The 22,005-nt window shown below is 69.1% G+C and carries 23 protein-coding genes, 1 tRNA gene and 2 rRNA genes; 11 read left to right on the top strand and 15 right to left on the bottom strand.

The features are described from left to right. The first annotated feature begins 15 nt into the window (after positions 1–15). Together B043_RS0104985 and B043_RS0104980 are read left to right on the top strand one after the other, a co-directional pair. On the top strand, positions 16–393 hold the full coding sequence (locus B043_RS0104985; protein ID WP_016330059.1) for a methylglyoxal synthase: 378 nt from the start codon (positions 16–18) through the stop codon (positions 391–393). Between the two features lie 22 nt (positions 394–415). Next, positions 416–1,720 (top strand): amidase, encoded by a 1,305-nt coding sequence (locus B043_RS0104980; protein WP_018461168.1) that lies wholly within the window; start codon positions 416–418, stop codon positions 1,718–1,720. A 1-nt stretch (position 1,721) separates the two neighbouring features. On the opposite strand, the gene B043_RS0104975 is transcribed toward B043_RS0104980, so the two are convergent. Genes B043_RS0104975 through B043_RS0104965 form a run of 3 tightly spaced genes read right to left on the bottom strand, consistent with a single transcriptional unit; the run spans position 1,722 to position 4,708 of the window. Beyond that, on the bottom strand, positions 1,722–2,903 hold the full coding sequence (locus tag B043_RS0104975; RefSeq protein ID WP_018461167.1) for an SLC13 family permease: 1,182 nt from the start codon (positions 2,901–2,903) through the stop codon (positions 1,722–1,724). Then, complete coding sequence (locus B043_RS0104970) at positions 2,890–3,459, bottom strand: GNAT family N-acetyltransferase (protein WP_018461166.1); 570 nt, start codon at positions 3,457–3,459, stop codon at positions 2,890–2,892. The genes B043_RS0104975 and B043_RS0104970 overlap by 14 nt, the downstream gene beginning before the upstream one ends. A gap of 7 nt (positions 3,460–3,466) precedes the next feature. Further along, positions 3,467–4,708, bottom strand: coding sequence for an MFS transporter (locus tag B043_RS0104965; protein WP_016330063.1), 1,242 nt, complete (start codon positions 4,706–4,708; stop codon positions 3,467–3,469). Between the two features lie 58 nt (positions 4,709–4,766). Here B043_RS0104965 and B043_RS0104960 point away from each other — a divergent pair, with 58 nt between their 5' ends. Next, positions 4,767–5,372, top strand: a complete 606-nt coding sequence (locus B043_RS0104960; RefSeq protein ID WP_018461165.1) for a hypothetical protein — start codon at positions 4,767–4,769, stop codon at positions 5,370–5,372. Here the strand turns inward: B043_RS0104960 and B043_RS0104955 are convergent. Together B043_RS0104955 and B043_RS0104950 are read right to left on the bottom strand one after the other, a co-directional pair. Then, on the bottom strand, positions 5,369–6,328 hold the full coding sequence (locus B043_RS0104955; protein WP_018461164.1) for an aldo/keto reductase family protein: 960 nt from the start codon (positions 6,326–6,328) through the stop codon (positions 5,369–5,371). The two genes, B043_RS0104960 and B043_RS0104955, sit on opposite strands and share 4 nt — an antisense overlap. Before the next feature lie 41 nt (positions 6,329–6,369). Beyond that, on the bottom strand, positions 6,370–6,579 hold the full coding sequence (locus B043_RS0104950) for a CDGSH iron-sulfur domain-containing protein (protein ID WP_018461163.1): 210 nt from the start codon (positions 6,577–6,579) through the stop codon (positions 6,370–6,372). Positions 6,580–6,620: 41 nt separating this feature from the next. On the opposite strand from B043_RS0104950, the gene B043_RS0104945 reads away from it, so the two are divergent. Next, on the top strand, positions 6,621–8,930 hold the full coding sequence (locus tag B043_RS0104945) for a penicillin acylase family protein (RefSeq protein WP_018461162.1): 2,310 nt from the start codon (positions 6,621–6,623) through the stop codon (positions 8,928–8,930). Position 8,931: 1 nt separating this feature from the next. Here the strand turns inward: B043_RS0104945 and B043_RS0104940 are convergent, their stop codons facing one another. Next, a complete protein-coding gene (locus B043_RS0104940; protein WP_018461161.1) occupies positions 8,932–11,022 on the bottom strand; it encodes an AAA family ATPase in 2,091 nt (696 codons plus the stop codon). A gap of 63 nt (positions 11,023–11,085) precedes the next feature. Between B043_RS0104940 and glgC the strand changes: the two genes are divergently transcribed. The 6 genes from glgC to B043_RS0104910 are packed head-to-tail and all read left to right on the top strand — an operon-like array spanning position 11,086 to position 16,011. Beyond that, the gene (gene glgC / locus B043_RS0104935; protein WP_016330069.1) at positions 11,086–12,330 is read left to right on the top strand and encodes a glucose-1-phosphate adenylyltransferase; all 1,245 of its coding nucleotides are present in this window, start codon (positions 11,086–11,088) and stop codon (positions 12,328–12,330) included. 2 nt (positions 12,331–12,332) lie between these two features. Beyond that, entirely contained in the window at positions 12,333–13,019 is a 687-nt protein-coding gene (locus B043_RS0104930; RefSeq protein ID WP_016330070.1) for a SagB/ThcOx family dehydrogenase, read from the top strand. A gap of 10 nt (positions 13,020–13,029) precedes the next feature. Further along, positions 13,030–13,731 carry a response regulator transcription factor gene (locus tag B043_RS0104925; RefSeq protein ID WP_018461160.1) on the top strand — a complete coding sequence of 234 codons (702 nt, stop codon included), beginning with the start codon at positions 13,030–13,032 and terminating at the stop codon, positions 13,729–13,731. Further along, the gene (locus B043_RS0104920; RefSeq protein WP_018461159.1) at positions 13,701–14,072 is read left to right on the top strand and encodes a gamma-glutamylcyclotransferase family protein; all 372 of its coding nucleotides are present in this window, start codon (positions 13,701–13,703) and stop codon (positions 14,070–14,072) included. The genes B043_RS0104925 and B043_RS0104920 overlap by 31 nt, the downstream gene beginning before the upstream one ends. Next, a complete protein-coding gene (locus B043_RS0104915) occupies positions 14,060–15,385 on the top strand; it encodes a glycogen synthase (RefSeq protein WP_018461158.1) in 1,326 nt (441 codons plus the stop codon). The genes B043_RS0104920 and B043_RS0104915 overlap by 13 nt, the downstream gene beginning before the upstream one ends. A gap of 5 nt (positions 15,386–15,390) precedes the next feature. After that, entirely contained in the window at positions 15,391–16,011 is a 621-nt protein-coding gene (locus B043_RS0104910) for a tetratricopeptide repeat protein (protein WP_018461157.1), read from the top strand. Here B043_RS0104910 and dusA read toward each other — a convergent pair. Genes dusA through B043_RS0104885 form a run of 5 tightly spaced genes read right to left on the bottom strand, consistent with a single transcriptional unit; the run spans position 15,910 to position 19,712 of the window. Further along, entirely contained in the window at positions 15,910–16,938 is a 1,029-nt protein-coding gene (gene dusA, locus B043_RS0104905) for a tRNA dihydrouridine(20/20a) synthase DusA (RefSeq protein ID WP_018461156.1), read from the bottom strand. The two genes, B043_RS0104910 and dusA, sit on opposite strands and share 102 nt — an antisense overlap. Then, the gene (ispH, locus tag B043_RS0104900; RefSeq protein ID WP_026234132.1) at positions 16,931–17,947 is read right to left on the bottom strand and encodes a 4-hydroxy-3-methylbut-2-enyl diphosphate reductase; all 1,017 of its coding nucleotides are present in this window, start codon (positions 17,945–17,947) and stop codon (positions 16,931–16,933) included. The genes dusA and ispH overlap by 8 nt, the downstream gene beginning before the upstream one ends. 1 nt (position 17,948) lies before the next feature. After that, positions 17,949–18,536, bottom strand: coding sequence for a hypothetical protein (locus B043_RS0104895; protein WP_018461154.1), 588 nt, complete (start codon positions 18,534–18,536; stop codon positions 17,949–17,951). Continuing rightward, entirely contained in the window at positions 18,524–18,715 is a 192-nt protein-coding gene (locus B043_RS0104890) for a hypothetical protein (protein WP_016330078.1), read from the bottom strand. Before B043_RS0104890 ends, B043_RS0104895 begins: the two co-directional genes overlap by 13 nt. 7 nt (positions 18,716–18,722) lie before the next feature. Beyond that, positions 18,723–19,712 (bottom strand): polyprenyl synthetase family protein, encoded by a 990-nt coding sequence (locus B043_RS0104885; protein ID WP_018461153.1) that lies wholly within the window; start codon positions 19,710–19,712, stop codon positions 18,723–18,725. 17 nt (positions 19,713–19,729) lie between these two features. On the opposite strand from B043_RS0104885, the gene B043_RS0104880 reads away from it, so the two are divergent. Then, positions 19,730–20,563, top strand: coding sequence for a DMT family transporter (locus B043_RS0104880; protein ID WP_018461152.1), 834 nt, complete (start codon positions 19,730–19,732; stop codon positions 20,561–20,563). Here the strand turns inward: B043_RS0104880 and moaA are convergent. The 4 genes from moaA to B043_RS0104860 all read right to left on the bottom strand — a co-directional run. Beyond that, the gene (gene moaA, locus B043_RS0104875; protein ID WP_018461151.1) at positions 20,541–21,518 is read right to left on the bottom strand and encodes a GTP 3',8-cyclase MoaA; all 978 of its coding nucleotides are present in this window, start codon (positions 21,516–21,518) and stop codon (positions 20,541–20,543) included. The two genes, B043_RS0104880 and moaA, sit on opposite strands and share 23 nt — an antisense overlap. 97 nt (positions 21,519–21,615) lie before the next feature. Next, positions 21,616–21,691, bottom strand: a tRNA-Gly gene (locus B043_RS0104870). An 11-nt stretch (positions 21,692–21,702) separates the two neighbouring features. Continuing rightward, a 5S ribosomal RNA gene (rrf, locus tag B043_RS0104865) occupies positions 21,703–21,819 on the bottom strand. Between the two features lie 87 nt (positions 21,820–21,906). Then, positions 21,907–22,005: ribosomal RNA gene (locus tag B043_RS0104860) — 23S ribosomal RNA — on the bottom strand; the annotation flags it as partial.

The raw sequence follows: 22,005 nt of genomic DNA, 5'->3' as shown, positions 1-22,005 counted from the left end.
CGCTAAGATGCCCCCATGCAGGCCCTCGCCCTCATCGCCCACGATGCCAAGAAGGAGGAGATGGTGGCCTTCTGCCTGGCCCACCGCCCCCTCCTCGCCCGCTTTCCCCTCCTGGCCACGGGCACCACGGGGGCCCGGATAGAGGAGGCCACCGGGCTTCCCGTGGAAAGGGTCCTCTCGGGGCCCCTCGGGGGGGACCAGCAGATCGGGGCCCGGGTGGCGGAGGGGAAGGTCCTGGCGGTCTTCTTCTTCCAAGACCCCCTCACCCCCAAGCCCCACGAGCCCGACGTCCAGGCCCTCCTAAGGGTGTGCAACGTCCATAACGTCCCCATCGCCACCAACCCAAAGGCGGCGGAGGCCCTCCTCTTTTGGCTCGGGACACACGCCCCCTAGGAGGGGGCTTTTATAATGGAGCATGGACCTCCTCTCGGCCAAAGCCCTTCTGGAAGCGGGGAAGACCACCCCCTTAGACCTTTTGGAAGAGGCCCTGGAGCGGGCCCGGGCCTTCCAGGACCGGAACGCCCTGGCCTACCTGGACGAGGAAGCCGCCAGGCAAGAGGCGTTGGCCCTCACGGAGGAGCTCCGCCAGGGGCGGCTTAGGGGGCCCCTCCACGGCCTTCCCCTCACGGTGAAAGACCTCTTCCCCGTGCGGGGCATGCCCACCCGGGCGGGCACCCGGGCCCCCCTTCCCCCCCTTCCCGAGGAGGCCCGGGCGGTGGGGCGGCTGCGGGAGGCGGGGGCCCTCCTCTTCGCCAAGACCAACATGCACGAGATCGCCTTAGGGATCACGGGGGAAAACCCCTGGACCGGCCCCGTACGCAACGCCCTGGACCCCACCCGCCAGGCCGGGGGTTCCAGCGGGGGGAGCGCGGTGGCCGTGGCCCTGGGGATCGGGCTCGCCTCCTTGGGCTCGGACACCGGGGGGTCCATCCGCATCCCCGCGGCCTTCAACGGGGTGGTGGGCTTCAAGCCCTCCTACGGCCGGGTGAGCCTCGAGGGCGCCCTCCCCCTCTCCCGCTCCACGGACCACGCGGGGCCCATCGCAAAGACGGTGCGGGACGCCCACTTCCTCACGGAGATCCTGGCCGGGGAGGCCATCCCCCTGGAAGGCCCCCAGAACCCCACCTTCGGGGTGCCCCTGGACTTCCTGGAGGGGCGGCTTGGGGTGGGGGTGCGGAAGGCCTTCCAAAGGCTTTTGGAAGACCTTCCGGGCCTTAGGGCCGAGGTGCGGGAGGTGTCCTTGCCCCTACGGAGCGCCTATGAGGTCTACACCCGGCTCACCCGCTACGAGGCGGCCCGCATCCACGAAAAGGCCCTTAAGGAGCACCCCGAGGGCTTCTCCCCCCAGGTGCGCCTCGCCCTGGAGGAAGGGCTCAAGCTCACGGAGAAGGACTACCGGGACGCGGTGGCCGAGCGGGAGGCCCTGAGGCTGGAGCTCGCCAAGGCCCTCCGGGGGGTGGACGCCCTCCTCCTCCCCACCCAGCCCCTCCCCGCCCCGCCCCTGGGCACGGAGGTGGTGGAGCTGGAGTCCGGCCCCAAGAGCCACCGGGAGGCCTTCATCACCCTCACCCTCCCCTTCAGCCTCCTGGGGGTGCCCACCCTCACCCTGACCTTTGCCCGGGTGGAGGGGATGCCCGTGGGGGTGCAGGTGGTGGGGCCCTACGGGGAGGACGGCCGGGTCCTGGCCATAGGGGGGTGGCTGGAGGCGCGCCTCCGGTAGGTCAGGCCAGCCACAGGTAGAGGAAGCCCAGGCCGAGGAGGGTGAGGGGCAGGCCGAAGCGGAGGTGGGTCCACACGTCCAGCCGCACCCCCTCCCGCCCGGCCCCCTCGGCCACGATGAGGTTGGCCACGCTGGCCAGCAGGGTGAGGTTCCCCGCCAGGGTGCTCCCCCCGGCGAGGAGGAGCCAGGCCTCCTTCCCCTCCACGTGCCCCGCAAGGAGGAGGACCGCGGGCACGTTGGAGATGAGGAGGGAAAGGAGGGTGGAGGAAAGGAGCAGGCCCAAAGGGGTCTCGGCCAAGGGGAGAAGCCCCTCGGCCAGGCCCAGCCGCCGCACCCCCTCCGTGAGGACGAAAAGCCCGCCGAACATCACGAGAAGCTCCCAGTCCACCCGTAGGAAAAAGCGCTCGGAGCGGAGCCTGCGGGTGAAGAGGAGGAGCCCCGCGGCCACCAGGGCCCCCTGGGCCATGGGGTAGCCCAGGAGGAAGGCCAGGAGGAGGCCCAGGGTGACCAGAAGCCCCTTGCGGAGGAGGCCCGGATGGACCCGGGCCCGCACGGGGGGGAGGGGGGGCAGGGGCCTCAGGCTCCGCACCTCCGGGTAGAGGAGGGCGAGCAGGGCCACCTGGAGGAGGAGGCCGAAGAGGGCCACGGGGGAAAGGGCCCTTACGAAGTCCAGGTAGGAAAGCCCGGAGAGGCTCGCCACCACGATGTTCTGGGGGTTGCCCGTGGGAGCCATGAGGCTTCCCGTGTTCACCGCCCCCATGAGGGCCAGCAGGTAGGGGACGGGGTTGAGCCCGAGGCCCCGGGCAAGGCCGAGGAGGAGGGGGGTGAGGAGGAGGGCCATGGTGTCGTTGAGGAAGAGGGCGGAAAGCCCCCCCGCCCCCAAGGTGAGGAGGACGAGGAGGGCGAAGGGGGTCCTGGCAAGGCGTAAGAGCCCCCGCACGGCCAAGGCGAAGAAGCCCGCGTAGCCCAGCTGGGCGTTCAGGACCATGACCCCGAAGAGGAAGACCAGGGTGTGGGCGTCTAAAGCCCTCCAGGCCTCCTCCAGGTCTAAGGGGCCCAGGAGGACCAGAAAGCTCGCCCCCACCAGGGCCACCCCCGCCCGGTTCATGCGGTAGCCCGGCAGGCCCCCCAGGGCCAGGCCCAGGTAGGCCAGGAGGACCACCAGGAGGCTAAGGGCCTCCATAGAGCCGGGCCTCGAGGCGGGCCTTCACCGAAGGCCACTCCTCGCGGAGGATGCTATAGATCACGTCGTCGCGAAAGGTGCCGTCCTTGAGCCTGCGGTTCCTGCGAAGCACCCCCTCCCGCACCGCCCCCAGGGCCTCCAGGGCCCTTTGGCTCCGCTCGTTTTGGAGGTGGACCTTGAACTGCACCCTTTCCGCCCCCAAGGCCTCAAAGGCGTGGCGGAGGAGGAGGTACTTGGCCTCCTTGTTGGCGGGGCTTCCCCAGAAGGGCTTGAAGAGGAGGGTCCCGAGCTCCAGCTTGCGGTTTACCGGGTCCGGGGCGATGACGGAGATCCGGCCCGCCACCTCGCCCCCTAGGAGGATGGCCCAGTTCACCCGGCCGGGCTCGGAGAGGAGGGCCCTAAGGTGGGCCTCCATCTCCTCCGGCCCCTCCGGGCGGTAGGACATGTAGCGGTAGATCTCGGGGTCAAAGTGGCGGAGAAAGGCGGGGAGGTGGGCCAGGCTTAGGGGCTCCAGGTCCACGTACCGCCCGGAAAAGCGCTCGGGGAACGCCCACATGCCCCCATTATGCCTTGGCGTCCTCGAGGCGCTCCTCGGCCTCCCGCACCACGGGGATGAGGTAGCCCAGAAGCCCCACCAAAACCCCCATCCCCCCAAAGAGGAGGAGCATGAGGGCGATGCCCTCCCCCTGCCCCCACCTCGGCCCGAAGACCCGGTCGGCCAGGACGCCGGAAAGGAGCATCCCTAGGGGATTGGCCATCCAGGCGATCATCCGCCGGGCGGCGAAGACCTTGCCCTGGACCTCCAGGGGCACCTTGGCCTGCCAGATGGCCTGGTTGGAGCCGTTCAGGAGGGGGATGAAGAAGCTCTCCCAGAAGCTCAGGAAGGCCCAGGCCCAGGCCCCCTCCACCGCCCCCAGAAGGGCCAGGCTCAGGCTGGAAAGGGCCATCCCCCAAAAGACCCCGTGGACCCGCTTTCTAGGCCCCCCCCAGAGGGAGAGGAAAAGCCCCCCCGCCACCCCCCCCACCCCCGCCGCGGAGCGCACCAGGGCCAAGGCCTCCTCGGAAAAGGCGGTCTTGGAGAGCACCATGGCGGGCAGGGCGGTGGCCGCCAGGCTGTAGAGGAAGTTCACGGCGAAGAACATGAGCTGAAGCCCCAAGAGGGGGGGCCTGGCCAGGATGTAGCGGAAGCCGAAAAGGGTCTCCTGGAGAAGGGAAAGCTGGGGTCCGGGGGCGGGCTTTGGGCTGGGGATGGCCACGAGAAGCAGGGTGGTCACCGCCGCCACCGCCCCAAGGAGCTCCAGGAGGAGAACCCCCCCAAGGCCCATGGGCTTCAGGAGGGCCGCCCCCAGGATGGGCCCCCCGATCCCCGCCAAGGACTCCGCCAGGCTTAAGAGGCCGCTGGCCCGGGCGTAGTCCTTCTTGTCCAGCATGGCGCTGATGCTGGCGGAAAGGGCCGGCCAGTGGAGGCTGGAAAGGGCCCCGGTAAAGGCGGAGACCAGGTAGAGGTGGAAGACCTGAAGCTCCCCCAAAAGGAAGAGGAGGAGGAGGAAGCCCGCGGCCACCCCCCCGCCCAGGTCGGAGAGGAAGAGGGCCCGCTTCCTGGGCCAGCGGTCCACCAAGGCCCCGGCCAAGGGGGAGAAGAGGAGGAGGGGCAGGAAGTGGAAGAAGGCGAGAAGGGAAAGGGTGGTGGCCAGGCCGGTCTTCTGGTAGGCGAAGAGGGTGAGGGCGAACCAGCTGGCCTCCCGGCCCAGAAGGGCCAGGGCCTGGCCCGCCCAGAGGAGGCGGAACGCGGCAAACCCCTGCACGGGGCCTAGTCTTCACCCCCTTCTACTCCAAGGGCAAGAGGGAGATTAGAGTAGGGCCATGCCCCACCGGGTGCAGAACCCCCTGGCGGCCCGCCTCCTCGCCGACCCCGAGTGGGCGGTGGCCCTGAAGCCCTTCATGAAAGGCCCGGCCAGCGTGAAGGACCTGGCCCAGGCCCAGGGCCTTGGCCTAAAGAAGGCCCACTACCGGGTCGTGCGCCTCCTCCAGGCGGGGCTTTTGCGGCCCGCGGGGCTCAAGCGGAGGGCGGGCCGCGCGGTGCGGCTCTACGAGGCCATAGACCGGGACTTCCTCATCCCCAAGGCCCTGGTGCCCCCGAGGGTCCTCGAGGCCCTGGAAGGGGCCCAAAGCTGGCAGAAGGACTTCGCCCAAGCCCTGGCCCGCTGGGAGCGGCAAAAGGGGGCCACCCTCCGGGTCTTCCTCAACGGGGAGGGGCTTTTGGAATGGGGGGAGGAGGAGGAGCCCGATCTCCTGGCGGAGGACCACCCCGCCCTCCTTAACCTTTGGTCTGCAGGGGTTTACCTAAGCCCCCAGGAGGCCAAGGCGCTGCAGCGGGAACTCCTGGCCCTCTACCACCGCTACGCCGCCTTGGGGCCTTCGGAGGGGCGGAGCCCCCACCTCGTCCACCTGGGCCTGGCCCCCCTTTAGGCCTCCCCCTTGAGGATGGCCTCGATGCGCTCCAGGGCCTCCTGGGGCAGGTCCACCCCCGCGGCCCCCAGGCTTTCCTTGATCTGCTCCGGCCGGGTGGCCCCGGTGATGGCGCTGGAGATGCCGGGAAGCCTCAAGACCCAGGCCAGGGCCAGCTGGGTGCGGGTGAGGCCGAGCTCGTCCGCCACCGCCTTAAGCTTCAAGACCTTCTTCCGGTTCTCCTCCGTGAGGAAGCGCTCGGCGAACTGGGGGTAGCGGGCGAAGCGGCTCTCCTCGGGGATCCCTGCGTCGTAGCGCCCGGTGAGCATGCCCATGGCCAGGGGGCTCCAGACCACCAGGCCCATCCCGAAGCGCTCCGCCTCGGGGAGGATCTCCCCCTCCACCCGCTCCCGGTAGAGCATGGAGTACTGGGGCTGCTCCACGATGGGGGGGTGGAGGCCGTTTTCCCGGGCAAAGGCCACGGCCTCGGCGATGCGGGCCGCGGGCCATTCCGAGGTGCCCCAGTAGAGGGCGTAGCCCTTCTCCACGATGGTGTGCATGGCGTAGACGATCTCCTCCATGGGCACCTCGGGGTCGTAGCGGTGGGCGAAGAAGAGGTCCACGTAGTCGGTTTTGAGGCGCTTTAGGCTTTTGGTGATGCTCTCCAGAAGGTGCTTCCGGGAAAGGCCCCGGTCGTTGGGGTCCTCGGACATGGGCCAGTAGGCCTTGGTGGAGAGGACCAGGGTGTGCCGGGGGAACTCCTTCAGGATCTCCCCCATGATCTCCTCCGCCAGGCCCTTGGCGTACACGTCCGCGTTGTCAAAGAAGTTCACCCCACCCTCGTAGGCGATCTTGACGATCTCCCGGACGGTCTCCTTGTCCTTCACCACGTCGCCGAAGGTGACCCAGGCCCCCAAGGAGATCTCGGAAACCTTGAGACCCCACTTGCCGAGCTTACGGTAGCGCATGGTTCCCATGAGGGGCAGTCTACCCCTTTCCCCGGAAGTTGACCAGCGGGTCAGTCCCCCTCCACCTCCAGCACCCCGGCCGGGGCCTGGAAGCCGATGGCCTTGTGGGTGCCGTCGCAAAAGGGCTTCCTAGAGGAACCCCCGCACCGGCAGAGGAAGACCCTGGGCTTCTCCAAAACCTCCTCCTTCTCCCCCACCCGCACCCGAAACCGCGCCCCCTCCACCCGGATGGGGCCGTTTTCCAGAAACTCCAGCCTCATAGGCCCAGTCTACCCCCAGGGGTGGTATACTCCGTCCAACTATGAAACGCCTCCTGCGTCTTTTGGGCTTAACCCTTGGCCTTTTGGGTCTCCTTGGGCTTTTCCTCCTCCTCGGGGGTTTCCTCTACCTAAGGGGCACCCTGCCCCAGACCGCGGGGCGGCTGAGCCTGAAGGGGCTTTCCGCTCCGGTAGAGGTGGAGCGGGACCGGCACGGGGTGGTGCGCATCCAGGCGCAAAACCTCAAGGACCTCCTCTTCGCCCAGGGCTTCGTCCACGCCCAGGAGCGGCTTTGGCAGATGGAGTTCCAAAGGCGGGTGGGCCAGGGGCGGCTTGCGGAGATCCTTGGGGAAGCCGCCCTTTCCCAGGACCGTTTCTTACGCACCTGGGGCTTTTACGAGGCCGCCAAGAAGGCCTACGCCCGCCTCTACCCCGAGGAAAAGGAGGCGGTGGAGGCCTACGTGGCCGGGGTGAACGCCCACCTGGCCTCCGGGGCCCCCCTCCCCCCGGAGTTCCGCCTCCTGGGCTTCCGCCCCGAGCCCTGGACCGGGCCCGACGTCCTGGTCTGGGCCAAGATGATGAGCTTTGACCTCTCCGGCAACTGGGAAGAGGAGCTCCTGCGCCACCGGCTCCTCGCCCGGGGGGTCAGCCCGGAACGGCTTTTGGAGCTCCTTCCCCCCTACCCCGAGGACGCCCCCACCATCCTGCAGGCAGGGGACCTAAACCTCCCCTTAGAGCGGGAGGAGGCCCCCTCCGCCCTCCTCCGGATGGCCCCGCCCCGTTTCCTCGAGGCCAGCAACAACTGGGTGGTCTCGGGCAGCCGCACCGCCACGGGGAAGCCCTTCCTGGCGGACGACCCCCACCTGGGCCTTTCCGCCCCCAGCCTCTGGTTCCTCATGGCCTTGAAGGCCCCAGGATTTTCCGTGATCGGCGCGAGCCTCCCCGGCGTCCCCGGCATCGTCATCGGGCGGAACGAGCGCATCGCCTGGGGGGTGACCAACGTGGGGGCGGACGTAGAGGACCTCTACCTCCTGGAGGACGTGGGGGGAAGGGGCTACCGGTACAAGGGCCAGGTGGTCCCCTACCGGGTGCGGGAGGAACGGATCCGGGTGAAGGGGGGGAAGGAGGAGGTCTTGAGGGTGCGGGAGACGGTCTACGGTCCCGTCATCACCGACGCCCTAAGGGACCCCCCCAAGACCCCCATGGCCCTCCGCTGGGTGAGCCTGGACGAGGAGGACCATATCCTAAAGGCCTACCTGGGGATAAACCGCGCGGGGAACTGGGAAGAGTTCTTGGAGGCCCTAAAGCCTTACTCCGCCCCCAGCCAGAACTTCGTCTACGCGGACGTGGAGGGGCACATCGGCTACGTGGCCCCCGGGAAGTTTCCCATCCGCCGGGAAGGGCACACGGGGATGGTGCCGGTGCCGGGGGACGGGAGCTGGGACTGGCTGGGCTACCGCCCCCCCGAGGCCTGGCCCCAGGTCCTGGACCCGGAGGAAGGCCTCATCGTCACCGCCAACCACAAGGTGACCCCAAAGGGCTTCCCCTACGCCCTCACCTACGACTGGGCCGAGCCCTACCGGGCGGAGCGGATCCTGGAGCTCCTTCGGGCCAAAGAGAAGCTCACCCTGGAGGACATGAAAGCGGTCCAGCTGGACCAGAAAAGCCTCCTCTACCGGGACTTCCGCCCCGTTCTAGAGCTCCTCACCCCCCTTTCGGAACGGAGCCAAAGGGCCCGGGAACGGCTCCTCGCCTGGGATGGGACCATGGGGAAGGACTCGGAGGAGGCCCTCCTCTTCGCCCTCTGGTACACGGAGCTCACCCGCCTGCCCGAAAAGGAGGTGGGGGAGCCCTACTGGGACGAGCCCCGCTACCTCCTGAAGGCCCTCAAGGAAGGGGACAGGAACTGCGACCAGGAGGGGACAGAGTACCGGGAGACCTGCCTGGACTTCGCCGCCCTCGCCCTGGAGCGGGCCCTGGACCGCAAGGAGGCCTTGGGGGTAAGGGCCTGGGGGGAGGTCCACCGGGCGGCCTTCCCCCACGCGGTCCTCACCCACACCCCCCTGAAGCGCCTCTCGGATCGAGGGGTGCCCTTCGGGGGGGACCGGTACACGGTGAACGTAGGGCCCTTTGACCCCGCCACCCTGCAGATGGCCCACGGCCCGAGCTACCGGCAGATCGTGGACCTCGCGGACCTCGAGGCCTCCTTGTTCATCCACCCCATGGGCCAGTCCGGGCACCTTCTCTCCCCCCACTACGCCGACCTCCTCCCCCTCTGGGAGAAGGGAAGCTACCTCCCCATGCGCCTTAAGGCCCCGGCCCGGAGCGTCCTCCTCCTGGAACCCGGCCGGTAGCCTAGCCCTTCCCCTCCCCGTTTTCCAGGCGCTGGAAGTGCTCCAGCACCTCCCGCACCTTCTCGTGCACCCAGTAGGCCCGGCGGCCGAAGAGGAGCTCTATGGCCTCGTCCGCCTCCTCCACCGCATAGAGGTGGAACCGCCCCCCCTCCACCGCCTCCACCACCTCGGGCCTGAGGACCAGGTGGGGCAGGTTGGCCCTGGGGAGGACCACCCCCTGGGTGCCGGTGAGGCCCAGGGTGCGGCAGACCCGGAAAAACCCCTCCACCTTTTCCGCCACCCGGCCCACGGCCAGGACCTTCCCCGTCTGGTCAATGGCCCCCGTCACCGCCAGGTCCTGCCGTAGGGGCAGCCCCGAAAGGGCGGAGAGGACCGCAAGGAGCTCCGCCAGGCCCGCGGAGTCCCCCTCAATCCCGCCGTAGCTCTGCTCAAAGACCAGGCTCACGGTGGCGGAAAGGGCCCCCAGCTCTGCGTACCGCCCCCGGAGGTACCCCGCCAGGGTGAGGACCGCCTTGTGGAAGACCTGCCCCCCGAGGCCCACCTCCCGGTCTATGGAGAGGATCCCCTCCCGCCCCGGGCCCGCCTGGGCAGTGATGCGCACCGGGCGGCCCGAGGGCAGGGGGCCTTCCAGGACCACCAGGCCGTTCACCTCCCCCACCCGCTCCCCGGCCACCTCCAGGGCCACCACGCCCTCCTTGAGCTCCTCCAGGTAGAGCTCCTCCTCCAGGCCAAACCGGTCCTCCCGGGCCCGGACCGCCCCCTCCACCGCCTGCCGGTCTAGGGGGTTCCCTTGGGCCAGGGCTTCCTTGGCCAGGTCCAGCACCCGGTAGAGGCGGGCGTCCAGCCGTTCCTTGTGCCCCGCCCAGCGCCGGGCCTCGTCCGCCAGGGCGGCCAGGCCCTCAGGGGTTACGGGGAGGCCCTCCTCCTCCAAAAACCCCCCCAGGTAGGCCACGTTCTCCTCCGTGTAGGGGATGTCGGGGCTAAACTCCACCCGGTAGGGGAAGAGCTCCAAAAACTCCTCGTCCTCCTCCAAAAAGGCCACGACCTCCGGGGGGCCCACCAGGAAGACCTGGGCCGTGAGGGGGGCGGGCTTGAGGCGGGGGCCCTTCACCTCGGGCCGGGGGGTGAGGGGCTCCACCTCCCCCCCCGCCAGGGCCCGCTTCAGGAGGGGGTAGCTCCCGAGCTCCCAAACCCGGTGGGCCTCGAGGACCAAAACCCCGCCCCCCGCCCGGAGGAGCGCCCCCGGGCGGAGGAGGCCCAGGTGGGTGGTGTAGGTTCCCTCCCGCACCTCGTACTCCAGGTGGCCGAAGAGCCGTTCCGGGGTGGGGTTGGGCTCGTAGACCACCCGCTCCCCCCCCTCCACCAGGAGGCGGGGGAGGAGGGCCCTAAGGTCCAGCTCCTCCTCCAGGGCCGCCGCCCGGAGGAGGCTTTCTAAAAGCCAGTCCAGATAGTGCCGGGCCTGGGGAAAGCGCTCCTTTAGGGCCTGGGCCTTGGGCGCCAGAACCCGCTCGGCAAACCCCCGCCTTAGGGCGGCCACCTCCGCCTGGGCCCGCTGGCGGATTTCCAAATAGCCCAACACCGTTTCCTCCAGCTGGGCGGAAAGCTCCGGGGGAAGAGGGCCCTGGCCCCTTAGGGTCAGGCCCTCGGCGCTTTCCTCCAGCTGGAAGCCCTCGGCCTTGGCCATCTCGGAGAGGGCCCTTAGGAGGGCCTCCGCCTCCTCCTCGTGGCGGGCCTCCACCAGGCTTTTGGCGTAGAGGAAGCCCTTCTCCCGGAAGAGGGCAGGGGTGAACTCCGCCAGCAGGGCCTCCACCCCCTCCAGAAGGGCCCGCCCCTCCCCAGGAGGAAGGAGGAGGGGAAAGGCCTCTTCGCCCAAGGGGAGGTAGAGAAGCTCTTCTTGGGGAAAACGCTTGCCTTTAAGGAGGGCGAGGAGACGGCGGCGCTTCCCCAGACCGCTCGGCCCCACCAGATACCCATGGCCCTTGGCCCTAAAGGCGGCCTCCAGGGCCCTCAAGGCCCTTTCCTGGCCGAAGAAGGGGGGGGCCTTCTTGGGTCGGATGGGGGGGGTGCGCCAGGCGAGGTCCTTCACCCGCATCGGCCCCCACTATACCCGGGTTCGGGCCTTTCCCGGGGTAAACTCAAGGGCAAAGGGGGTCTTATGGTCAAGGTGGAGGTTCTGGGGATGATCCTGGCGGGGGGGCAGGGAAGCCGCCTCTACCCCCTCACCGCCAAGCGGGCCAAACCCGCCGTCCCCTTCGGGGCCAAGTACCGCATCATTGATTTCGTCCTAAACAACTTCGTCAACTCCGGGATCTACTCCATCTACGTCCTCACCCAGTACAAGGCCCAGTCCCTCACGGAGCACATCCAGCGCTACTGGCGCTTCGGGGCCTTCTTGGAGGACCACTTCATCCTCCTGGTCCCCGCCCAGATGTACCGCTACGAGGAGCTTGGGCCCGTGTGGTACCGGGGAACGGCGGACGCCATCTACCAGAACCTCCACCTGGTGCAGAACCACGCCCCGGAGGCGGTGGCCATCTTCGGGGGGGACCACATCTTCAAGATGAACGTCCGCCACATGCTGGAGTACCACTACGAGAAGCGGGCGGACATCACCATCGCCACCTACCCCGTGCCCCTCTCCGAGGCGAGCCGCTTCGGGATCCTGCAGGTGGACGGGGAGTGGCGGATCACCGAGTTCCGGGAAAAGCCCAAGGACCCCAGGCCCATCCCCGGCAAGCCCGAGCTGGCCCTGGCCTCCATGGGCAACTACATCTTCCGCACCGAGGCCCTCTTTGAGCTCCTGGAGGCGGACGCCAAGGACGAGGCCAGCAGCCACGATTTCGGCAAGGACGTGATCCCCAGGGCCCTTAAGGAGGGGTATCGGGTCTTCGCCTACGATTTCCACCGCAACCCCATCCCCGGCCAGGAGGGCCCCAACCTCTACTGGCGGGACGTGGGCACCCTGGACGCCTACTTTGAGGCCAGCATGGACCTGGTCAAGGTCATCCCCGAGTTTGACCTCTTCAACCCCGAGTGGCCCCTGCGCACCGCCAACCTCTTCAGCCCCCCGGCCAAGTTCGTCCACGAGGCGGGCGAACGGGTGGGCCGGGCCTTAAACAGCCTCCTCGCCGGGGGGGTCATCGTGAGCGGGGGGACGGTGCGGGAGTCCGTGCTCTTCCGCCGGGTACGGGTGAACTCCTATAGCCTGGTGGAACGCTCCGTCCTCTTTGACGACGTGGAGGTGGGGCGCTACTGCCGCATCCGAAACGCCATCGTAGACAAGGGGGTCAAGATCCCCCCCCACACGGAGATCGGCTACGACCTCGAGGCCGACCGGGCGCGGGGCTTCACCGTAACCCCCGAGGGCGTGGTGGTGGTGCCCAAGGGCTACCGCTTCTAGCCATGGAGAAGCACCCCGGCAAGCTCTTCTACCGCCTAAGCCGCCTAAGCCCCGGGGACGAGCTCCCCCTAAAGCGCAGGCCCCGGGCCAAGGTCTACGCCAACCCCCTGGAGGTCCAGGCCCTCCCGCCCCCCAAGGGGGAGGGTGGGCCTGGGCTTTTCCGCACCCTGGCCCTCTTCCGCCCCGAGCTTCCGGAGCTTGGGGCCTCCTTGACCCTTAACGACCTCTCCCAGCTCCTCACCCCCCTCTCCGAACGGGAGGGCCACCGGGGCTTCCCCTCCGCGGGGGAGGCCTACCCCTTGGAGGTCTACCTGGTCCTCCAGAGGGTCCAAGGGGTCTTCCCCGGCACCTACCACTACTTTCCCAAGGAGCACCAGCTCTCCCAGCTGGCCTCGGGGGTGGACCAGGCCGCCTGGCGGGAGGCCCTCTTGGGCCTGCCCGTGGAGCGGGCCGCGGCCCTCCTCGTCCTCACCCTGGTGCCGGAGCGGAGCGAGGCCTTGTTTGGAATAAGGGGGTACCGGTATGCTCTCCTCGAGGCGGGCTATGCGGGCGGATTGGTGCTCCTCCTGGCCTCGGGCCTTGGGCTTGCCGCATACCCCGCGGCCACCTTTTACGACGGGGAGGTGGCCCGCCTCCTGGCCCTCCCGGAGGGGGAGCACCCGGGTCTGGTGATTCTCTTGGGGCGTTAGCGAATCTATTATGGCCAGGATTCTTTTGGTGGAAGACGATGCCCAGGTGGGCGAGCTGGTGAAGCGGTTTTTGGAAAAGGAGGGGCTTGAGGTGGTGTGGGCCCGCTCCGGGCGGGAGGCCTTCCATGCCCTGGAGGGGTTCCGGCCGGACCTGGTGGTCCTGGACCGGGGCCTGCCCGACATGGAGGGCCTGGAGGTCCTAAAGGGCCTGCGGGACCTGGACCCCCTCCTTCCCGTCCTCCTCCTCACGGGCCGCACCGATGAGGAGAGCCGGGTGGAAGGCCTTCTAGAGGGGGCGGACGACTACCTGGGAAAGCCCTTCTCCCTCCGGGAGCTCCTCGCCCGCATCAAGGCCCTCCTCCGCCGGGCGGGGAAGGGCGGAAGGCGGGCCTTCGGGCCCTTGGAGCTGGACCTCGAGGCGGGGCAGGTCTACCTGGAAGGCCGCCTCCTCAAGCTCTCCCCCACGGAAACCCGCCTCCTCTTCGCCCTGGCCCAGGCCCCGGGACGGGTCTACACCCGGGAGGAGCTTTTAGAAAGGGTCTGGGGGCCGGACTACGAGGGCTCGGAGCGGGTGGTGGACGCCTACATCCGCCTCCTTCGGAAGAAACTGGGGGACGATGCGGACGAGCCCCGCTTCATTGAGACCGTGGTGGGGATGGGCTACCGCTTCCTGGGGGAGGTGTGGAACGGGTCTTCGTCTACGGCACGCTGAAGCGGGGGGAGCGGAACCACGGCCTGGTGGCCCCCTACCTCCTCCGGGCCCTTCCCGGGTGGGTGGAGGGGTTTAGCCTTTTCGCCCTGGAGGCGGGGGAAGGGCGCCCCTACCCCTACCCGGCCATGGTGCCGGGCGGGGGGCGGGTCTTTGGGGAGGTCCTTTTCCTCAAGGAGGAGGCCCTCCCCCTCCTGGACGAGCTGGAGGAGGAGGGGCGGGAGTACCGGCGGGTGAGGGTTCGGGTGGAGACGGAGGAGGGGCCTTTGGCGGCCTGGGCCTACCTTTACCTGGAAGGGTTGGAGGGGGCAAGGCCCCTGCCGGAAGGGGTGTGGAGAGGGTGAGGGTGCTCCTGGTGGCCGCGGAGGCCTTCCCCCTGGTGAAGGTGGGGGGGCTTGGGGACGTGGTGGGGAGCCTGCCCAAGGCCCTGAAGCCTCTCGGGGTGGAGGCCACCGTCCTCCTCCCCTGGCACCAAGGCCTCGAGGCCCGGCGGGTGGGGGCGGTGGCCTTCCCCTTTGAGGGGCGGGAGGAGGTGGCCGCCCTGGGGGAGCGGGTGGAGGGGGGGGTGCGCTTCCTCCTCCTGGGCCTGCCCGACTTCGCCCAGGGAAGGGTCTACGGGGAACCGGACGACGGGCGGCGCTACGTGCGCTTCGCCCTGGCGGCCTCGAGGCTAAAGGGCTTTGACCTCCTCCACGCCCACGACTGGCACGCCGCCCTCCTCCCCCTCCTCACCCCCACCCCTGTGGTCTACACCATCCACAACCTGGCCCACCAGGGGCTTCTATCCCCGGAGGACTTCTTCCGCTGGACCGGGCTTCCATGGAGCCTTTTCCACATGGAGGCCCTGGAGTTTTACGGAAAGGTGAACCTCATGAAGGGGGGCATCGTCTTCGCCCGGAGGGTCACCACGGTGAGCCCCTCCTACGCGGAGGAGATCCAGACCCCCGCCTTCGGGGAGGGGCTGGACGGGGTGTTGCGCAGGCACGCCCACAAGCTCCGGGGCATCCTGAACGGCCTAGACACGGAGGTCTGGAACCCGGCCCAGGACCCCCACCTCCCCGCCCCCTACAGCCGCGAAAACCCCGAGGGGAAGGAAAAGGCCAAGGCCCACCTCCAGGCCCTCACCGGCCTCAAGCCCCCCATCCTGGCCGCGGTGAGCCGCCTGGACCGGCAGAAGGGCCTGGACCTGGTCCTCGAGGCCCTGCCAAGGCTACTGGAGCTCGGCTTCAGCCTCTACGTCCAGGGGGTGGGGGATGGGGCCCTGGAGGAGGCCTTCCGGAGGGCCATGGAGGCCCACCCCGGAAGGGTCCACTTCCACGGGGCCTACGACGAGGCCCGGGCCCGCCTGGCCTACGCGGGGGCCGACGCCTTCCTCATGCCCAGCCGCTTTGAGCCCTGCGGCCTGGGGCAGATGATCGCCCAGCGCTACGGCACGCCCCCCGTGGTGCGGGCCGTGGGGGGGCTTAAGGACACGGTGGAGGATGGGGCGACGGGGGTCCAGTTTAGCCTCCCCCACCCCGAGGGCCTCCTCTACGGCGTCCTCCGCCTCTTCCGCTTAGGCCCGGAGGCCATGGGCCTACGGGGCATGGCCAAGGACTTCTCCTGGGCGGGCCCGGCCCGGGCTTACCTTCAGGTCTACCGGGAGGCCTTAGGCTAAGGGGGATGGTGGACGAGCTTAAGGCCCGCGCCCTAAGGGGGGACGGCGAGGCGGAGGCCCTCCTCCGCTTCCTCCATCTCCTCCGCTCCAAGCGCTACCTCGAGGCCCGCCGCTACGCGGAAGGTTTCCCCGAAGGGCTAAGGGCGCGCCTCCTGGAGGGGCTAGCCCGCCTGGAAGAGGCCCCCGAGGCCCTGGAAGACCCCCTCTTCCTGGCGGAAAAGGAGGTGGTCCTGGGGGTGGGAAGGGCCCTAAGGGGGGACAAGGAGGGGGCGGAAGGGCACTTCCAAAAGGCCCTCGCCCTGGACCCCGAACACCCCCGGGCCCTGGTGAACCTGGCCAACCTCCACCTGGAGCGGGGGGAGGTGGCCCAGGCGGAGGCCCTCTACCTAAAGGCCCTGAGGCTCGCCCCCGACCTCCCCCTGGTGCACGAGAACCTGGCGGCCCTCTATAGGAAAAAGGGGGACCGGGAGCGGATGGTGCAGCACCTCAAAAAGGCCCAGCGCCTGAAAATGCGCCCCCCCGTCCTAGACCCCCTCACGGGCCAGGAAAAGCGGCCCTTCCGCATCCCCCTTTGGGCCCTTTTCCTCCTCCTCGCCCTCCTCCTCTACCTCCTCCAGAAGCGCTAGGGCCTGCTCCAGCGCCCTTAGGCTCCGCCCCTCGGAGAGGAGGCGCCGCCAGAGCCGCCCCCGGGGCCTACCCCGGAAGAGGGTTAGGAGGTGGCGGAGCACGGCCCAAGGGGGGGTGCCCCGGAAGGCTTCCTCCTCCAGGTAGGCCCGCATGGCCCGGGCCACCTCGAGGCGGGTCTTGGGCCTATGGGCAAGCCCAAACACCCTCCGGTCCGCCTCGGCCAGGACCATGGGGTCCTCGTAGACCGCCCGGCCCATCATGACCCCGTCCACCCGCCGGAGGTGGAAAAGGGCCTCCTCCAGGGTGCGCACCCCCCCGTTGGTCACGAAGGTGAGGTGGGGGAAGTCCCCTTTCAGGCGGTGGACCCACTCGTGCTTGAGGGGGGGGATTTCCCGGTTCTTTTTCGTAGAGAGGCGGAGGAGGGCGCTCCGGGCGTGGACGATGAAGACCCCCACCCCCGCCTCGGCGAAGCGCTCCACCTTCTGGGCGAGCTCGGGGTAGGTTTCCTGGCCCTCGAGGCCCAGGCGCATCTTCACGCTGACCGGCACCCCCACGGCCCCCACCATGGCCCTAAGGATCTCCGCCACCCGGAGGGGGTCGGAAAGGAGGCAGGCCCCGAAGCCCGCCTCCTGGGCCTTCTCCGAGGGGCAGCCCAGGTTGAGGTTGATCTCGTCGTAGCCGTAGGCCTCCCCGATCTGGGCGGCCTCGGCCAGGGTCCTGGGGTCCGAGCCCGCAAGCTGCAGGGCGATGGGGTGCTCCTCCTTTCGGAAGAAGAGGAGCCGTTCCCTTGGGCCCTTAAGCACCGCCTGGTCCACGGTCATCTCCGTGTAGAGGCGCACCCTTTGGCTTATCTGGCGGACCAGGTAGCGGAAGTGCCGGTCCGTCCAGTCCACCATGGGGGCCAGGGAGAGGCGGTGGTCATCCACCCAGGACCTCCTCCGGCGGGATGGGCCTCGGCATGCGGAAGGCGATCTCCTCCCACTCCCCTTCCTCCATCACCCGGAGGTCCGGATTCCTGGCCCTCAGGTGGGCCAAAAGCTCCTCCACCAGGTCCTCGGGGGTGCTGGCCGCGGAGGTCACCCCTAAGCGCTCCACGCCGTCAAGCCACTCCTCCTTAAGCTCCCGCACGCTCTCCAGCCTGTAGGCCCGGCCCACGAGGCGCTGGGCCAGCTCAAGAAGCCGCATCCCGTTGGAGGAGTGGGGGCTTGAGAGGACCAAAAAGGCCTCCACTTTGGGGGCGATCCGCTTCACCGCGTCCTGGCGGTTCTGGGTGGCGTAGCAGAGGTCCTTGCGGGCGGGCACCACCAGCTTGGGGAAGCGGGCCTTCAGGATCTCTATGGTCTTCAAGGTGTCGTCCACGCTCAAGGTGGTCTGGGTGAGGACCACCACCCGCTCGGGGTCCGGCACCTCCACCGTGTGGGGGTCCGCCAGGCGGGGGTCCCGGCCCACGTGGGTGTGGACGGCCACCAGGATGGTCCTCTCCGGGGCCTCCCCGTAGGTGCCCTTCACCTCCTGGTGGTCCGCGGAGTCCCCGATGAGGAGGATCCAGTACCCCTCCTCCGCGTAGCGGCGGGCCTCGGTGTGGACCTTGGTCACCAGGGGGCAGGTGGCGTCCAGCAGGGTGAGGCCCATGCGGGCCGCCTCCTCCCGCACCTGGGGGGGGTGGCCGTGGGCCGAGAGGACCAGGTAGGGGGCCACCTGTTCCCCCAAGGCGGGAATCTCCTTCAGGTCCTCCACGAACCGCACCCCCTTGGACCTAAGCCGCTCCACCACGGTCTTGTTGTGGACGATCTCGTGGTAGACCACCAAAGGGCCCTCCCCACCGTAGCGGCTAAGCGCCTCCTCCACGGTGCGGATGGCCATGACCACCCCGGCGCAAAACCCCCTGGGCCGGGCCAGGTAGACCTCCCTAAGGCGCCCCTGCATCCCGCCCATTCTAGGACCCCCGGGGCGGAAGGGTGGGGTCCAGGTCACCCTTAAGCACCCCCTCGGCCAGGGCCCGGGCCCAGGGGGTGGGGTTCCGCTCCAGGGCCTTCCTGGCCGTGGCCCGCCCCTTCCCCCCTGGCCGGAAGGCCTCCTGGGCCAGGGCCAGGAGGGCCAGGGCGGCGCTGGGGAAGGGGAGGCCCGCCCCTTCCAGGAGGCCAAGCCCCTCCCCGTAGGCGTGGAGGGCCGCCCGGGCCTCCCCCCTAAGGAGGGCCTCGCTCCCCCGCTGGAAGGCCCGGGCCACCCGGAGGAGCCCCTCCCCCTCCACCAGGGGCTCCCCCGCCTCCGCGGAACGGTGGGCGGCCTCAATGAGCCGCTCCAAGGCCAGGGGCTCCAGGGGGTTGGCGTACCGCCCGAAAAGCGGGGCGAACCAGGAGAGGCGAAGGGGCCTTAGGAGGCGGAAGGTCTCCCCCTGGATCTCCACCTCCTCCCCCAGGGCCTTCAGGATGGGGACGAGCGCGGGAAAACGGGCCCGCACCTCCTCCCGCTTGGCCTCCCCCTGGAGGGCCAGGAAGTAGAGAAAGGCCTCTACCCCTCCCACCGCTCCACTTCCTTGTAGTGCACCAGAACGGCGAAGAGGGGGGAAGGCCCCCCGCCCACGCTAAAGCGGACCTCCACCAGGACCACGTCCTCGGGGAGCTCCTCCACGAAGCGGTTCAGGCGCTCCTGGAGGATGTCGGGGTCGTTGGCGCTGATCACCTTGAAGCGGACGCCCTGCATGGCCCCATTATGCCCTCCGCTCCACCAGGGCGTGGAGAAGACCCATCAGGGTCCTTGCGGGCTCGGGGGACAGGGCCTCGAGGTGGGGCTTTAGAAGGGCGAGCCCCTCCTCCAAAAGGCGCCTTGCGGTGGCCTCCGTTTTGGAAAAGGCGGAAGAGGCCAGAAGGCGCTCCTTTAGCCAGGCCACCTCCCCCGCGGGCTTGGCCTCCCGGGGCAGGCGGAGGAGGGCTAGGGCCCGCTCCCGCTCCTCCGGGGGGGCCTCCTCCAGGTAGGCCAGGAGGACGAGGGTCCTTTTCCCCTCGTAGAGGTCCCCCGCCTCCTCCTTCCCGTAGGCCTCCGTGGCCTTCAGGTTCAGGAGGTCGTCCACGATCTGGAAGGCGGCCCCAAGCTTCAGCCCCCCCGCCTCGTAGGCCGAGGGGGGCACCTTCCCCCCCAAGAAAGCCCCCAGGCGCAGGGGGGCCACCGCGGTGTAGTAGGCGGCCTTCTCCCCCACCATGAAGAGGTAGTCCTCAGGGGTAAGGTCAAAGCGCCCCAGGAGGGTCCAGCTCAGGTCCAGGTGCTGGCCGTAGGCGGTGCGCCGCACCAGGGCGTAAAACTCCTCCAGCACCTCCCGCCCCCAAAGCCCCCGCGCCAGGCCCCCCACGAGGAACCCCCACATCTCCGCGTGCAGGGCGTCCCCCGCGTTCAGGGCCAGGGGCATGGGGTGGAGGCGGTGCAGGGCCGGCCGGCCCCGGCGCTCCAGGGAGCCGTCCTCTATGTCGTCGTGGATGAGGACCCAGTTCTGGAAAAGCTCCAGGGCCACCCCGGCCTCGAGGGCCGCCTCCAGGGGGGCCCCGTGGGCCAGGCCGGCGTAGAGGGTGAGGAGGCCCCTTAGCATCTTCCCTCCCCGCCTGGGGTAGTCCTGGAGGAGGGCCTGGTAGCCGGGGTCGGGGTGGGAAAGGCACGCTAGAAGGCGCGCCCTTAAGGCCTCCCGGGCTTCCTCGGGGGCAGGCGTCATGCTATACACTTTAGGCCATGCGCCGCTACGCCCTGGGCCTTCTCGCCCTGAACCTCCTCACCCTCCTCTGGGGCACCACCTTCGTGGTGGTGAAGGGCGCCGTGGGGGAGATGGCCCCAAGCCTCCTCGTCTTCCTGCGCTTTTTAGTGGCAAGCCTCTTCTTCCTTCCCATCGCCTTCCGCCTGCCCAAGGGGATGTGGGGGGCGGGGCTGGAGCTTTCCTTCTGGCTCCTTCTGGGCTACGCCTCCCAAGCGGTGGGCCTCCTCCACACCTCCGCCAGCCGGAGCGCCTTCATCACCGCCCTCAACGTGGTGCTGGTGCCCCTCCTCCTGGGCCTCGTGGGGCGGAGGCTTGGGCTTCCGGTGTGGCTTTCCGCCCTCCTGGCCCTCCTGGGGGTGGGGCTCCTCTCCTACGACCCTAAGCAGCCCCCCCTGAACGTGGGGGACCTCTGGACCCTCCTCACCGCCCTCACCTACGCGCTCTACATCGTGCGCCTCGAGGTCTACGCCAAGGCCTTCCCCAGCCTTCCCCTCACCGCGGTGCAGGTCCTGGGGACCACCCTCTTGGCCCTCCTCTGGGTCTTATGGGAAGGGCCGGCCCTGCACGGGGTGCCCTGGGGCGCCGTCCTTTACCTGGGCGTGGTGGCCACCGCCCTCACCACCTGGCTCCAGACCTGGGGCCAGCGCTACGTGCCCGCGCCCCAGGCGGCGGTCCTCTACACCCTGGAGCCCGTCTGGGCCACCCTCTTCGCCTTCCTCCTCTTGGGGGAGCGGCTCGGCCCGAGCGGGGCGCTTGGGGCCCTTCTGGTGGTCCTCGCCACCCTCCTCGCTACCCGCCGATCCCCAGCATGACCCGCTTGCGCAAAGTTGGCAGGGTGTTCCCGAAGGCGGGCTTGCGCTGGGTGGCGATAAGGATGGCGTCCACCAGGGCCTCCACCGGGTTCTCCGCGGCGAAGGCCCAGGCGATGTCCATCTCCAGGTCGGTGAGAAGGCAGGGCCTGAGCTTCTTGTCCGAGGTGAGGCGAAGCCTAGAGCAGTGGGAGCAGAAGGGCTCGGTCACGGGGTTGATAAACCCCACCGTGCCCTTGGCCCCGGGGATGCGATAGACCCGGGCGGGGGAGGAGGGGTCGTGGGGCACGGGCTCCAAGGGTCCGAAGACCGCCTCTATCCGGGCCCGGGTCTCGCTGCCGGGCACGAAGCGCCGACGGTACTCCTCGGGGTCGGAGTTGTCCAGGTGCATGTACTCTATGAAGCGCATGTGCAAAGGGCGGTCTAGGGAGAGCCGGGCCAGGGGCACCACCTCCTCCTCGTTCATCCCCCGGATGACCACCGCGTTCATCTTCACCGGGTGGAGGCCGAGCTCCAAAGCGGTTTCCACCGCCTCCAACACCCGCTCCACCTTCCCCCCCCGGGTGATGCGGGTGAAGACCTCAGGGGTGATGGCGTCCAGGGAGATGTTCACCCGGTTAAGCCCCGCCTGGACCAGCTCCTTGGCCCTGCGGGCGAAGAGGAGGCCGTTGGTGGTGATGGCCACGTCCTCTATCCCCTCCTTGCTCCGGGCCCGCTCAATCATCTGGGGGAGCTCCTTGCGCACCAGGGGCTCCCCCCCGGTGAAGCGGACGGCAGAGAGGCCGAGCAAGGAGGCGGCCTCGAGGAAATGGTCCACGTCCTCCACGGTAAGGGTGCCCGGAGGCTCGGCCATCTCCAGCCCCAGGGGGTGGCAGTAAAGGCAGTGGAGGTTGCACCGGGGCGTTACGGAGATGCGGACGTCCTTGATCAGCCTCCCGTGGGTGTCTAAAAGTCGCATCCCTTCCCCCTTGCCCCCCAGGATACACCCCAACCCGCTCGGAAAGGCAACCGGGCGCACATAAGCAAAACCCCCCGGGGTGTTCCCGGGGGGGGTGTGGAGCGGGAGACGGGACTTGAACCCGCGACCCCGACCTTGGCAAGGTCGTGCTCTACCAACTGAGCTACTCCCGCAAAATCAAAATCCCCCGCACCGACCTACTCTCCCAGGACCTCGCGGTCCCAGTACCATCGGCGCTGGCGCGTTTCACTTCCGTGTTCGGAATGGGAACGGGTGGTTCCACGCCGCTATGGGCACGGGGGATTCTCCTTTCTCCCTCTCAAAATCCNCGCACCACCCAAAAAGGGGGCGGAAGATCCCGAAAACTGGGGTGGCATCCCTGCAATTAAGGGTCAAGACCTCGGACCATTGGAACCGGTCAGCTCAACGCCTCACGGCGCTTACACCTCCGGCCCATCCACCGGGTCGTCTTCCCGGGTCCTTACCG

This window comes from Thermus oshimai DSM 12092 (assembly GCF_000373145.1).
Lineage (GTDB): Bacteria > Deinococcota > Deinococci > Deinococcales > Thermaceae > Thermus > Thermus oshimai.
The sequence above is the reverse complement of the archived record's forward strand: the minus strand, read 5'-3'. Positions and strand labels throughout refer to the sequence as shown.

What these genes read in the sequence shown, in the direction of transcription:
- B043_RS0104985 (WP_016330059.1), top strand. Translation starts at nt 16, where the DNA reads ATGCAGGCCCTCGCCCTCATCGCCCACGATGCCAAGAAGGAGGAGATG.
- B043_RS0104980 (WP_018461168.1), top strand. Translation starts at nt 416, where the DNA reads ATGGACCTCCTCTCGGCCAAAGCCCTTCTGGAAGCGGGGAAGACCACC.
- B043_RS0104975 (WP_018461167.1), bottom strand. Translation starts at nt 2,903, where the DNA reads ATGGAGGCCCTTAGCCTCCTGGTGGTCCTCCTGGCCTACCTGGGCCTG.
- B043_RS0104970 (WP_018461166.1), bottom strand. Translation starts at nt 3,459, where the DNA reads ATGTGGGCGTTCCCCGAGCGCTTTTCCGGGCGGTACGTGGACCTGGAG.
- B043_RS0104960 (WP_018461165.1), top strand. Translation starts at nt 4,767, where the DNA reads ATGCCCCACCGGGTGCAGAACCCCCTGGCGGCCCGCCTCCTCGCCGAC.
- B043_RS0104955 (WP_018461164.1), bottom strand. Translation starts at nt 6,328, where the DNA reads ATGGGAACCATGCGCTACCGTAAGCTCGGCAAGTGGGGTCTCAAGGTT.
- B043_RS0104950 (WP_018461163.1), bottom strand. Translation starts at nt 6,579, where the DNA reads ATGAGGCTGGAGTTTCTGGAAAACGGCCCCATCCGGGTGGAGGGGGCG.
- B043_RS0104945 (WP_018461162.1), top strand. Translation starts at nt 6,621, where the DNA reads ATGAAACGCCTCCTGCGTCTTTTGGGCTTAACCCTTGGCCTTTTGGGT.
- B043_RS0104940 (WP_018461161.1), bottom strand. Translation starts at nt 11,022, where the DNA reads ATGCGGGTGAAGGACCTCGCCTGGCGCACCCCCCCCATCCGACCCAAG.
- glgC (WP_016330069.1), top strand. Translation starts at nt 11,086, where the DNA reads ATGGTCAAGGTGGAGGTTCTGGGGATGATCCTGGCGGGGGGGCAGGGA.
- B043_RS0104930 (WP_016330070.1), top strand. Translation starts at nt 12,333, where the DNA reads ATGGAGAAGCACCCCGGCAAGCTCTTCTACCGCCTAAGCCGCCTAAGC.
- B043_RS0104925 (WP_018461160.1), top strand. Translation starts at nt 13,030, where the DNA reads ATGGCCAGGATTCTTTTGGTGGAAGACGATGCCCAGGTGGGCGAGCTG.
- B043_RS0104910 (WP_018461157.1), top strand. Translation starts at nt 15,391, where the DNA reads ATGGTGGACGAGCTTAAGGCCCGCGCCCTAAGGGGGGACGGCGAGGCG.
- ispH (WP_026234132.1), bottom strand. Translation starts at nt 17,947, where the DNA reads ATGGGCGGGATGCAGGGGCGCCTTAGGGAGGTCTACCTGGCCCGGCCC.
- B043_RS0104890 (WP_016330078.1), bottom strand. Translation starts at nt 18,715, where the DNA reads ATGCAGGGCGTCCGCTTCAAGGTGATCAGCGCCAACGACCCCGACATC.
- B043_RS0104885 (WP_018461153.1), bottom strand. Translation starts at nt 19,712, where the DNA reads ATGACGCCTGCCCCCGAGGAAGCCCGGGAGGCCTTAAGGGCGCGCCTT.
- B043_RS0104880 (WP_018461152.1), top strand. Translation starts at nt 19,730, where the DNA reads ATGCGCCGCTACGCCCTGGGCCTTCTCGCCCTGAACCTCCTCACCCTC.
- moaA (WP_018461151.1), bottom strand. Translation starts at nt 21,518, where the DNA reads ATGCGACTTTTAGACACCCACGGGAGGCTGATCAAGGACGTCCGCATC.